The following is an 11335-nucleotide window of genomic DNA, read 5'->3' as shown; positions in this document are numbered from 1 at the left end:
TGCGCGGCAACTTGGGCCAGCCACCCAACGGCTTCCCTGAAGGTATCGTGTCTAAGGTTCTCAAAGGCGAAAAGCCGAATGTTGAGCGCCCAGGTGCCTCTCTGCCGCCCGTCGATCTGGATGCTGAGCGCGCGAAACTGTCAGAGCTCCTTGAGGGTCATGACGTGGATGGCGAAGACTTGAACGGCTATCTGATGTACCCCAAGGTCTTCCTTGATTACATGGGACGTCATCGCAACTACGGCCCAGTACGTACCTTGCCGACACGAACATTCTTCTATGGCATGGAATCTGGTGAAGAGATCACCGCAGAGATCGATCCGGGAAAGACGCTGGAAATTCGTCTGCAAGCGGTTGGTGAAACGCTCGAAGATGGTGATGTGAAGGTCTTCTTTGAACTCAACGGTCAACCGCGCGTTATTCGTGTGCCGAACCGTTCTGTCAAAGCCGCGACTGCAGCACGTCCTAAGGCGGATCCGGCGAATGAGGGTCATATCGGTGCGCCGATGCCGGGTGTTGTGGCCTCTGTTGTTGCCACAGCAGGCGCTCAGGTGAAGGAAGGTGATCTGTTGCTGACGATTGAAGCGATGAAGATGGAAACCGGCATTCACGCAGAGCGCGACGCGGTTGTTAAGGCGGTGCATGTCACGGCTGGTGCACAGATCGATGCAAAAGATCTGTTGGTCGAACTGGAGTAACTTGATTGAGCGCGCTGTCGCGCGCGCTTGATCAGCGCTAACGCGCGGGGTGAGGCGCTGCCTCACACTCCGAAGTTTAGCTGGAAAGATGAAGGGCGCCCTGTCATGTTCGGCAGGGCGTTTTTTATTTGGAGAGACAGAATGCTTGCAGTGACGTCAATTTATGCAGCTTTGATTACGGGGATTTTTCTGTGGTTGAGCCTGCGGGTGATTCAATACCGACTTGGGAAACGCGTCTCGATTGGGGATGAGGGGCATAGCAAGTTGCAGCGCCGTGCACGCGCGCAGGCCAATTGCGCGGAATATGCACCGCTTGGCCTTTTGTTGATGGCGCTCTTGGAAATTCAGGGCGTGCCTGTCTTAGCCATGCATGTTCTTGGCCTGATGCTTTTGATTGGCCGCGCATTGCATGCCTATGGTTTTTCAGCCTCCCCCGAAATCATGCAAGCGCGCCGCGCTGGGATGATTTTGACGCTCTTTATGCTCACCTTCTCGGCCATCGCGCTTTTGTTTTATGGGTTATTTTGAACGAGAGAAAAAAACTTCAAAAAGAGTGAATTTTCCTCTTGCGGCCATCCCGCCCTCGGCCTAAATACCCCCTACCAACACGGTGCGGGCGTAGCTCAGGGGTAGAGCATAACCTTGCCAAGGTTAGGGTCGGGCGTTCGAATCGCCTCGCCCGCTCCAAGTTGGTCAGCTTACCCCAGCTGACATGACAAGGCCTCCTTCGGGAGGCCTTTCGTCGTTTTAAGCATCTGATTTCTGGGCATTATCTCTTCGGCGCAGGCAAAGAAAAAGCCCGCCGAAGCGGGCCGTTTCCGAAGTTGATTTCTAGGATTTGCTGGCAAGACTGCCTTATTCTTGCAGGGCTTCTGCAACTGCAATTTCAGCCATTTTCAGGATCGCCTCGCGCGTGCTGGCCACTGCGATGAAGAGCCCGTTGTGACAGAATTTCGCTCCTATCACACCACTCGCCTCTTCCAATGCGCTGTCAGTGAGGCCCGCCCAAGCCGCGGGAAGATCCGCGCGATTGTCAAATGTATCATCGCCGATGCGGATGGTTGTCAGCGTCCAATCTGCGCCCCTTGGATGCACCACGAACAGCAGGTGATCCGCGCCCGCCTTTTCCACGCCCGCGCGAAACGGCATGCCCATTGGCAAGTCCAGGATGCGCCCCTCGCCTGCCGCGTTTATTGCAGCCATGACCATATCCTCTGCGCGCAATTTGGCGGCTTTGCGCTTTACTTGCGCTTCCACAAAAGCGCGGGCGACAGGCAGCGCATCCATGAACGCGCGGTCATCTGCGCCCTCTTCGCGATCATCGAACACGGTTTTCAAGCTTTCCAGCAGAACCGGCAATGTCATGCCTGAGAAGATCGGGCCTGCCTCTGAGGTGTTCACGGCGCCATTGTCGACCAGATCAACCGGTAAAACAAAGCCACGATCAAATGACCCATGGATGTCGTCGATGTCCTTTTCAGGAACATTCATCGCGATGAGGTAGTCACGGCCATAGTGGGCCCAGATCAGCCCAAAGGAGCTGTAGGGTTGCCCGTCTTCGCGCAGTGGATTTGGACGTTGGTGATGATCGAATATTTGCGCTTCTGCATCAAAATCGCCGCCTACGTCGTAAATGATGCGATCCGCAGCGGGCGTGATCCATGATTTGTCCCGCGTGCGCAGCAATTCTGCGTCTCGAAACAAGCGCGTCAGGATGACTGAGGACAGGAGTTCATCCGCATGAAAGCCGCCGGAATGGGTGATAAGATGGGTGATCGTCATTGAGGCAGGCTCCCGCCGGTTTGGACAAAATTAAAGCGACCAATTGGCCGCTTAAGAGATGACTACAGATTTGACTTTCGAGAATATCGAGGTGCGCGCTATCACGCAGGCCTAGACCTAATCGAAAAGAGATTAGTGGGTCCAAGCGCCACGGCGATTGGTTGCGAAGTTTTCGCCGTAGCCACCCGCGCGAATGTTGGCTTTGCGCTTGTTGGGTTCACGAACACTCGCCTCAATCCCATGTGCTTCGGCATAGGCAAGCGCGGCTTCTTTGGTTTCAAAGCGCAGCTTCACTTGGGATTGCGTATCATTTGAGGAGGTCCAGCCCATCAGCGGGTCAACTTCGCGCGCAGAGCTTGCGACGTATTCCAGAATCCATGTGTGCGTTTTGCCCTGACCAGATTGCATGGCGTTGCGCGACGGTTGGTAGATACGAGCTTGCATGTGTGAATCCTTTGAAAGCTCGTTTGTTATGGCAAAAAACAACCGCTTTGAGCAAGGAGGAAAACAATTCAAATCGGGCGAATATCGCGCCTTTCGGCGTGGCTTGCGGCCCTGCCCCCTTGAACAAGAACAAAAAGCGATCAAATGTATCCACATTCCCTATTAGCGAGTCGCCCATGCCCCATGTTCATACTGACAGTTCTCCGGTTCTGATGAATGCGCCAAGCGAGGACGTGAAAGAGCGCGCCAAGCTCGAAGGTGGCATTGCCTTTCAGATACAAACCGATTTTGATCCTGCGGGCGATCAACCTACGGCGATTGCCGAACTCTGCGAAGGGATCCACAACAACGAGCGCGATCAGGTTCTACTGGGTGCGACGGGCACAGGTAAGACATTTACCATGGCCAAGATCATTCAAGAGACCCAGCGCCCTGCGATCATCTTGGCCCCCAATAAAACCCTCGCGGCGCAGCTTTTTGGGGAATTCAAAGGCTTCTTTCCAGACAATTCGGTCGAATATTTCGTCAGTTTCTATGACTACTATCAACCCGAAGCCTATGTCGCGCGCTCGGACACGTATATCGAAAAAGAAAGCCAGATTAACGAGCAGATTGACCGCATGCGCCACTCCGCCACGCGGGCGTTGCTGGAGCGCGATGATGTGATCATCATTGCCTCAGTTTCCTGCATCTACGGTATCGGCTCGGTCGAAACCTATGGGGCGATGACGCTCGATCTGGAAGTCGGCAAGGAATACGACCAACGCGCGGTCATGGCCGATCTGGTGGCGCAGCAATATAAGCGCAATGATCAGGCCTTTGTACGCGGCTCGTTCCGTGTGCGCGGCGATAGCTTAGAGATTTTCCCAGCCCACCTTGAGGATCGCGCTTGGAAGCTGTCCTTCTTTGGCGAGGAACTGGAAAACATTACGGAATTTGATCCGCTGACGGGTGAAAAGAAAGACACGATGGAACGTATTCGTGTCTATGCGAACTCTCACTATGTGACGCCCAAACCAACGATGCAGCAAGCGATTGTACAGATCAAAAAAGAACTGCGTCAGCGTCTGGATCAACTGGTGGCGGATGGCAAACTGCTGGAAGCGCAGCGCCTTGAGCAACGCACGAATTTCGATCTCGAAATGCTCGAGGCGACGGGCGTGTGCAACGGGATCGAGAACTATTCGCGCTATCTGACCGGCCGCGCACCGGGGGAGCCGCCCCCCACCCTGTTTGAATTCATCCCTGACAATGCGATTGTTTTTGCGGATGAGAGCCATGTTTCCGTGCCGCAAATCGGCGCGATGTATAAGGGCGACTTCCGTCGCAAGATGACCCTGTCGGAACATGGGTTCCGCCTGCCCTCTTGCATGGATAACCGTCCATTGAAGTTCGAAGAGTGGGACGCCATGCGCCCGCAATCGGTGTTTGTTTCGGCGACGCCCTCGAAATGGGAACTCGAGCAATCGGGCGGTGTGTTCACCGAGCAGGTCATTCGCCCCACTGGCTTGCTTGATCCAGAGGTGGAAATCCGCCCTGTAGATATGCAGGTTGACGATTTGCTGGACGAGGTGCGCAAGGTCACGGCAGATGGGTTCCGCACTTTGGTCACGACGTTGACCAAGCGGATGGCCGAAGATTTGACCGAATACATGCATGAGCAAGGTATCAAGGTGCGCTATATGCACAGCGATATTGATACGATTGAGCGGATCGAAATCTTGCGCGATTTCCGCCTTGGCGCATTTGACGTTCTGATCGGGATCAACCTATTGCGCGAAGGTTTGGACATTCCTGAATGTGGATTGGTTGCTATTTTGGACGCGGATAAAGAGGGCTTCTTGCGCTCTGAAACGTCGTTGATCCAAACGATTGGTCGCGCCGCGCGGAACGCCGAGGGGCGCGTAATCATGTACGCTGATCGCATCACAGGCTCGATGGAGCGCGCTCTGGATGAAACCAACCGCCGCCGCGCCAAACAGATCGCTTACAACGAAGAGCATGGCATCACTCCTGCAACGGTGAAGAAGAACGTCGAAGATGTCTTGGCAGGGCTCTACAAGGGCGACGTGGATATGAACCGCGTCACGGCCAAGGTCGACAAACCGCTCGCTGGTGCGAATTTGGCGGCTGTCTTGGATGGCTTGCGCACAGATATGCGCAAAGCTGCGGAGAACCTTGAGTTCGAAGAAGCCGCGCGTTTGCGCGATGAAGTCAAACGCTTGGAAGCGGTTGATTTGGCCGTGTCCGATGATCCGCTGGCGCGTCAGTCTGTGATTGAAGAGGCGGTGAGCGATGCGCAAAAGAAGGCTGGCCGCAGCACAGCGGGTCGCCCAGGGCAACGGGGCGGCGTGCGTTCGAGGAGAGGTCGGAAGTAACCAGAATCGTCCAAGATCGGCGATACGGGAATAAAAAATGGGGAGGTCGTTATGAAAAAAGCTTTTGTTTTGATTACAGCGCTGGCAATGCCAACCGCGTCTTTCGCCGATTTTTACAGTAAATCAACGGACCAATTTGGCTTTCTTGCTGTGGATGTGGCTCCGGATTTCCGGCTCGCTGCGATGTGCACTGTCTCCAATGGGGAAATCGACCAACTCGGAGACTATGCAAGCTGGCTGCCCGTGATTGGTGAAAAACTGGCCAAGGTGATGAAAGTGACGTCGCTCAATAAAGGCGAGACAGTTTGCGGATTGCGCCATTCAACTGTTGGAAAAATCGTGTCGAAACCTGCAAAATCAAAAGGGTTTGATCTTCAAATTCGCACTTATGCGGGGGGCAAACTCTTGGCAATGGATGCGCCGACAAGTGCCTGTAAGACGCCGCAAATCAACGTAATCTCCATTTGTTTTGAGTTCGTAAGGTTAAAAGAAAACGAAGCAGGTGCCGAAGCAGACGCGGCGACTGCCTGCATTGACGTTCATAAAACGGATGATACGGCAGCTGGATCGATCGTTCTTGGCGCAGGCAAAATCCCTCAAGACATCAAAGATCAGATGCGCGACGAGGCTGCTGCATGGCAAACAGTGTCCTGCGCCTCGCGCCAGTATTGAACATTTGGAATTTTAGCGCGCCTTTAACGTAGGGTGCGTGGTCTCACGCACCTTACCCGCAGGTCAGGCCTTGCACGATGCCGTCGTCGTTCACGGCAACATTCATGCGATCGGGAATGAAATCCTCTGTCACCAGATCACCGGGCCAAATCGTGCGATAAACTACGGAAAGCGGCAGGTTGGCAGCATTGATGTTCGTGCCGATCAGAGCGCTATACTCTGAGGCAGGGCAGGTTTCAGGACCACTGCCTGCAACGGGTTGCGATTGCTCTGCTGGGACACAAGCGGCAAGCACTGGAAGCGCGGCAAGATACACAAACCGCATCATACGCCCGGCACCAAAGGTACGCCGCAAGCGCAAAGCGCAAACGCGGCTGCAATCAATATCATCACTTTATACATTTGGTTCACCCTGCAATCCCAAGACTTTGCGAAACCCTGTCCAATAGGCAGGCAATTTCGGCGGCGCTTTCATTTCAGGGATCGCTTCTACTGCCCAGCGCGGCATGGCGCGGCGGGCAAAGTCCTGTCCCCACTCTAGAAAAGCATCACTGTCGTTCGGGCGCAAGCGGCAAGCACTGCCCACAAGGCCGACCAGCGTCTCTGGCGCTGAATACCATTCATCTTGAATGCCTGTGACCTTATTTTGCAGGAATGGTCCAACCCAACGCATCAAACGTTTGTCAGAGAAGGTTAGCAACATCTTGCCCATTTCATCGCGCGTATAGTGGATCAGCGGTGGGAAGGTATCAAAGAACAGCGCCTGCCCATCGAGATAGGCGAAATTGCGGATTGAAGGATGAAATCCAACGCGGCCCTCAACCTTATCTGCATTGTTCCAGAAGGTTGCGATCACTTGGCCTGCGGCTTCCATCATTTCAACCGCGCCGTTTAGATCGGCGGCGATGATCTGCGGGCGCATCATGCTATCGGCTGGCAGGGCTTCTTGTACAATCACCGGAATGCGCACGCCGTCGATATCTAGCAAATGAAATTCGGTTTGCGGCAGATCAACGCCCGTCAAAGCAAGGGCCGCAACATAGTCATCATGACATTGGGCCAATCGCTCAAGCTCGGCAACATTACGCAAGCCGCGATAAACCTTGATCACCTTATCCGACAAAGGGCCTGACGTCGGGCGAAACGGCGCGCAGAAATAACCGAGTTTGCTAATCGCCTGCCCGCGCTCGGCACTGTCCGCTTTGATCAAACGTTCGAGTTCTGTCGTGTCGCCCATGCGGCCCCCTTTGTTACCCCTCACATACAGCGCAGCGCGGAGTAAGACCAGAACCTCCCCGCGCCCGTTAACCAATTCTTTAGAACGTTGGGTGCAGGCTTTTGAAAGGTGGTGAAACGAATGAGATGCAAAGACCTATTCTTTTGCTTAGCGTCACTGGCTTTGCTGACAGAGCAAACAAGCGCGGGCGCTTGGCCGCGAGGCAAGGGCAAGGTGTTTCTGTCCTACAGCAGCAGTCTAACATGGCCCGATGGCCGCCCACTCGAACTCCCTGATATTTACGGCGGGATTTATGCAGAATACGGGTTAAGCAAGCGATTGACCTTTGGGCTTGATGTTGGAAGTCCGGATGCAACGCGCCCTAATCGCTTAAAAGCCATCGGCTTCTTTCGATATTCCCTAAGTGCACCGAGTGCTGCACATCAGTTTGCATTCGATGTTGGCGCGGGAAAATATTTGGGGGAACCGGTCGTGCGGATCGGCGGTTCGTATGGAAAGGGCATCTCCCTTTTCTCGCGCTCTGGCTGGATGTCTTTGGATGCGCATATGCTCGTCGTGCCTTCATCCCGCGCGACGACGCGCTCTATAGATGCGACTTTAGGTGTGAATTTACCAAAGGGAAAAGCGATGGGGCTGCTATCGATGCATCGCTCCGCAACGGGCGACAGCACATATACATTCACCCCATCCTACGCTTATCAAATCGATGCAAAACGGCACATCGATATCGGGGTTTCGTTTAACCTAGACAGTGGCTCAGACCCCGCGCTCAAGCTCGGGGTCTGGCAAGAATTTTAAACCTAGTCGTCCATGCGCGCTGTCATCACGACAGTGCCAGCAACATCCTTCTCCCATTCGATTTCCACGATCTGGCCGCCGCTTCCTTGTTCAGGGCTGACATAAGGCGCATCGTATTGGGCCACATTCGCCGCCGTCTTGATCTTGCCTTTGTGCACCAGTCCCGTCACGAAACGTGGACGTCCGCCAAAGGGCAATAGATCTTCAAAAGACACCGACCACGTGTTTGAGTGGCTGCTTTGTGTGAATTCGACAGTTTTCGGGTTCTGTGCATGCTCTTCTACGTTGAGGAAAACATTCCCAGACACGTCGATTTGAAAAGCCGAGTCGACGTTGAGCGACGCAAAGCTCGTATCGACGCGATCAACACGTTCGATCGTTCCTTTCGTGGATCGGAACGAGTTCCCAGTGATGACCAGTCCCCGTATCACATGGCCCGAACCATAAGGTTTGATCACAACAAAGCCAAACGTCGGCGCAACATCGCTGCACAAAAAGACGTTGTTTGTGATCGACATGCCTGAGAACGAAAAGCCGCCAGTGTTCGTTGGCGTGGACGACGATTCATTGGTCCATTCTACGGAACAATTGTCGACGTAGTTTGATGTGAACGAGTGATCCACATTGGTGCGCGTGAACACAAAGCCTCCCAAACGAGGACCGCCAGAATTACTGTCGCCTTGGAACACATGGTTGCCAGACATAAGATAGTTCTGCCCCCCGAGCACTGCGAAGTGTCGGAATTGGCTAGCTCGGTTATTACGGATTTTGACGTCATTCGCGTTGGCATTCATACCGACAGACGTGCGTAGCTGAGCATCTGTGCCACCTTCATCGGTGATAAACTGACACCCTTCAACAAACATACCCTGACACCCAGCGCCAATCGACGTAAGCCCGCGATGCGAGGGGCGGTTGATAAAGCAATTCTTCATCGCAAACGCGACACCAGAGCGCGCGATCATAACGCCTGATGCATAGCCACGGCAGAGAATTTCAAGATCAAGCAGAATGAACTGAGACAGGACCGAAAAGCCGCTGAAATCCAAGACATACTTGAAACGTCTAAAGGTAAACGTCTGGCGGCCTTCAGCGTCATATAGCGGCGTCGACAAAGTGATCCGGCTTGTCGCAATGTCCACTTCGCGCACATACACTTCGCGCCCGACACCCGTGCCCTCAACCAAAGAACCGATTTGAATATTGGCGATGTTGCTTACGTCATAGAGCACGTTGTCGTCTGAAGCGTCATAGCTTGCATCAGAGGTGACAACATCGGGATCCCAAGCTGTCCCATCGGACACATAGAGCTGACCGTTTCGGATGATACGGCGCTGCGCAAAGCTGGTACGCGTGCCCTCAATGGCTTGTAGATCAAGCGGCTCCGAGATCGTAACCCGTCGACCGCCCATATCCAAAGTCTCGTGATCCGCGTTGTTGAGCAACGCTTGAAACGCCTTACGGAACGCGAGTTCTTCGTCGCCGCCGAATGCATCAATATACTTCGGAAGATCGTAATCCTTCGTCAGCGCAAGAATGCTAAGCGCATCCATCTCTAACTTGCCCTCAAACTCAACACGTTCATTCAAGGTGAGCGAAGAGCCGATGAAGTATGTTCCTGAAGGCACAAAAATTTTCCGCCCATCCGCAGCAGCTTCTGCCGCTACAAAGGCCGCGTGATCATCCGTAACCCCATCCCCGATCGCACCATAATCACGCACATCGACATGGTTGATCAAATCACGCAAAAACACGCTGGTGATATCTTCAATTTCGATGTCATCAATGCGCACAACAGCGCCGTTGGACCCAGTCAGATCGAGACCGAAATGGCCGTAGAGCGGCGCAAGGCCCCAAACCATATCGACGCCTGTACGATCACCTGCGCCAACAATCGCGCTGATTTCAACTATTTCGCCGTAGTTTGTTAGCGCGACTTCGGGACCGATTTCAGTGAGCCCCGTCACATGCGCGTCCCCAGCGCCGCCTGCCCAACCCGCAATACGCACCGTAGGTAACGGGCCACTAACGGCCTTAACGCGCGCCGTGATACGCAAATAGCACCCGGGGAACATGGGCGTTTCACCCATATAGCGCAGCTTCTGGGTCGCGTCCGTTTTCACAATTTCCAGACAGCCACCAAAATCCTGATCAGCCGCGACAAAAGCTGCGGTAACCGTACCGTCATAGGTATCCGAGCCTGGCGTACCATCGCCCCGCGCCCAATCAGTTAAGCCATTCGCAAAAACGGGGGGCATGAAAACCACGCCTTCGGTGATCGCCTTGTTCATGAAGTTTACCTCTTCCGCCAAGGGCCGCATCGCGCGAGCCCATTTCAACCGCGCTCCAAGCCTGACAATCAGACCGAGCGAGTGCGAAAGGGTGCATAAGAAAAGTTAAGGTTGCCCGACACCACCGTAACGGTGCGTCTCATACCTCTTGTTTTTAGGGGTTAGACGGAAACCTGCGGCGTTTTCAAAAGTTGAACGCCATTGATTTTCCAACCATTGGGACTTTGGATCATCTCATAGTCCAAATGATGGATTCGACCTTCAACGTCGCTAATCTGCACCTTTTGGTAGAGGCGCCCGCCTATGCTGCGCAAATCCAAAAAGCTGACGTCAGCGGGGCGATGCACCATCGGATAGCCACGAGAGACCATAGTGCCAAAGTTCTGCGGCGTTCCAAACATCCCTTGGATCATCGGGCTCGCGTATGTGAAGGCTTGATCAAAATCATCAAGGATCAACGCATCTAGTTGGCTCTGAATTGTATTGGTGATTGCAGGTTTTGCAGCGTCGTCAGCATGCAATGTGCCGCCAACAACTAATGCGCTCAAGACACTTAGAACTGCTAGAAATCGCTTCAACATCGTCGCCTCCCTCCACAGGTTATATGGAAGGAAGCTAATTCATAGGGTCTTCAAGTCAAATTTAGACCAATTCACCCGCCAGTGCGCGATCGATCAAGGCCACTGTTTCGTCCACACCGTAAAGCGCGATAAAGCCACCAAACCGCGGTCCTTGGCTCGCGCCAAGCAGCACTTCATAAAGCGCTGTGAACCAGCCACGCAGCGGATCAAACCGCTCGCGACCGCAGGCAAACACAAGGCTCTGCAACTCTTCTGCATCTAGACCTTTGTCCCAAGCCTTCAAGCCATCGCGCAGCTCTTCTAATGCTTCACGCTCTAGATCAGTTGGCGCACGGAACACCTTCGCAGGTTTCACAAAATCATTGTAGTAACGCACCGCAAATCCAGCCGCCTGATCCATATCAGGGTTCGTTTCCGCGCTCGCCTCAGGCGCATAGCGTTGGATAAAGCCCCA

At 53.9% G+C, this 11335-nt stretch carries 11 protein-coding genes, 1 tRNA gene and 1 pseudogene; 6 read left to right on the top strand and 7 right to left on the bottom strand.

Going from position 1 to position 11335, the window contains the following annotated elements; translation table 11 throughout:
* The 3 genes from ABJQ89_RS17800 to ABJQ89_RS17790 form a co-directional block, all read left to right on the top strand.
* A partial coding sequence (locus ABJQ89_RS17800) for a biotin/lipoyl-containing protein (RefSeq protein WP_348497497.1) occupies positions 1-698 on the top strand: 698 nt, incomplete at its 5' end.
* A 141-nt stretch (positions 699-839) separates the two neighbouring features.
* Positions 840-1226, top strand: a complete 387-nt coding sequence (locus tag ABJQ89_RS17795; RefSeq protein WP_348497496.1) for an MAPEG family protein — start codon at positions 840-842, stop codon at positions 1224-1226.
* 84 nt (positions 1227-1310) lie between these two features.
* Positions 1311-1385 (top strand) — tRNA-Gly (locus ABJQ89_RS17790).
* 168 nt (positions 1386-1553) lie between these two features.
* Here the strand turns inward: ABJQ89_RS17790 and ABJQ89_RS17785 are convergent.
* Positions 1554-2480: an MYG1 family protein gene (locus tag ABJQ89_RS17785; protein ID WP_348497495.1), complete on the bottom strand. Its 927-nt coding sequence runs from the start codon at positions 2478-2480 to the stop codon at positions 1554-1556.
* Between the two features lie 132 nt (positions 2481-2612).
* Positions 2613-2924: an ETC complex I subunit gene (locus tag ABJQ89_RS17780; RefSeq protein ID WP_348497494.1), complete on the bottom strand. Its 312-nt coding sequence runs from the start codon at positions 2922-2924 to the stop codon at positions 2613-2615.
* A 176-nt stretch (positions 2925-3100) separates the two neighbouring features.
* Between ABJQ89_RS17780 and uvrB the strand changes: the two genes are divergently transcribed.
* A complete protein-coding gene (gene uvrB / locus ABJQ89_RS17775) occupies positions 3101-5302 on the top strand; it encodes an excinuclease ABC subunit UvrB (RefSeq protein WP_348497493.1) in 2202 nt (733 codons plus the stop codon).
* Positions 5303-5353: 51 nt separating this feature from the next.
* Positions 5354-5974, top strand: a complete 621-nt coding sequence (locus ABJQ89_RS17770; RefSeq protein WP_348497492.1) for a hypothetical protein — start codon at positions 5354-5356, stop codon at positions 5972-5974.
* A 52-nt stretch (positions 5975-6026) separates the two neighbouring features.
* Here the strand turns inward: ABJQ89_RS17770 and ABJQ89_RS17765 are convergent, their stop codons facing one another.
* Both ABJQ89_RS17765 and ABJQ89_RS17760 read right to left on the bottom strand, forming a co-directional pair.
* Entirely contained in the window at positions 6027-6302 is a 276-nt protein-coding gene (locus tag ABJQ89_RS17765) for an I78 family peptidase inhibitor (RefSeq protein ID WP_348497491.1), read from the bottom strand.
* Positions 6303-6368: 66 nt separating this feature from the next.
* Positions 6369-7211 (bottom strand): DUF6206 family protein, encoded by an 843-nt coding sequence (locus tag ABJQ89_RS17760; RefSeq protein ID WP_348497490.1) that lies wholly within the window; start codon positions 7209-7211, stop codon positions 6369-6371.
* Positions 7212-7331: 120 nt separating this feature from the next.
* Between ABJQ89_RS17760 and ABJQ89_RS17755 the strand changes: the two genes are divergently transcribed.
* Positions 7332-8009: a hypothetical protein gene (locus ABJQ89_RS17755; RefSeq protein WP_348497489.1), complete on the top strand. Its 678-nt coding sequence runs from the start codon at positions 7332-7334 to the stop codon at positions 8007-8009.
* Positions 8010-8011: 2 nt separating this feature from the next.
* Here ABJQ89_RS17755 and ABJQ89_RS17750 read toward each other — a convergent pair whose 3' ends face one another.
* The 3 genes and pseudogenes from ABJQ89_RS17750 to lysK form a co-directional block, all read right to left on the bottom strand.
* Complete coding sequence (locus tag ABJQ89_RS17750; protein ID WP_348497488.1) at positions 8012-10348, bottom strand: glycosyl hydrolase family 28-related protein; 2337 nt, start codon at positions 10346-10348, stop codon at positions 8012-8014.
* Positions 10349-10461: 113 nt separating this feature from the next.
* The gene (locus ABJQ89_RS17745) at positions 10462-10881 is read right to left on the bottom strand and encodes a DUF4864 domain-containing protein (RefSeq protein ID WP_348497487.1); all 420 of its coding nucleotides are present in this window, start codon (positions 10879-10881) and stop codon (positions 10462-10464) included.
* Between the two features lie 61 nt (positions 10882-10942).
* Positions 10943-11335, bottom strand: a pseudogene (gene lysK, locus ABJQ89_RS17740) (lysine--tRNA ligase); the annotation flags it as partial.

This window comes from Planktotalea sp., assembly GCF_039984035.1.
In the GTDB taxonomy this organism is placed as follows: Bacteria; Pseudomonadota; Alphaproteobacteria; order Rhodobacterales; family Rhodobacteraceae; genus Planktotalea.
This window is presented reverse-complemented; position numbering and strand designations above follow the sequence as displayed.

Excerpts from the sequence above, each read along its gene's own strand:
- ABJQ89_RS17785 (WP_348497495.1), bottom strand. The coding sequence starts at position 2,480 with ATGACGATCACCCATCTTATCACCCATTCCGGCGGCTTTCATGCGGAT.
- ABJQ89_RS17765 (WP_348497491.1), bottom strand. The coding sequence starts at position 6,302 with ATGATGCGGTTTGTGTATCTTGCCGCGCTTCCAGTGCTTGCCGCTTGT.
- ABJQ89_RS17755 (WP_348497489.1), top strand. The coding sequence starts at position 7,332 with ATGAGATGCAAAGACCTATTCTTTTGCTTAGCGTCACTGGCTTTGCTG.
- ABJQ89_RS17795 (WP_348497496.1), top strand. The coding sequence starts at position 840 with ATGCTTGCAGTGACGTCAATTTATGCAGCTTTGATTACGGGGATTTTT.
- ABJQ89_RS17780 (WP_348497494.1), bottom strand. The coding sequence starts at position 2,924 with ATGCAAGCTCGTATCTACCAACCGTCGCGCAACGCCATGCAATCTGGT.
- ABJQ89_RS17760 (WP_348497490.1), bottom strand. The coding sequence starts at position 7,211 with ATGGGCGACACGACAGAACTCGAACGTTTGATCAAAGCGGACAGTGCC.
- ABJQ89_RS17770 (WP_348497492.1), top strand. The coding sequence starts at position 5,354 with ATGAAAAAAGCTTTTGTTTTGATTACAGCGCTGGCAATGCCAACCGCG.
- uvrB (WP_348497493.1), top strand. The coding sequence starts at position 3,101 with ATGCCCCATGTTCATACTGACAGTTCTCCGGTTCTGATGAATGCGCCA.
- ABJQ89_RS17745 (WP_348497487.1), bottom strand. The coding sequence starts at position 10,881 with ATGTTGAAGCGATTTCTAGCAGTTCTAAGTGTCTTGAGCGCATTAGTT.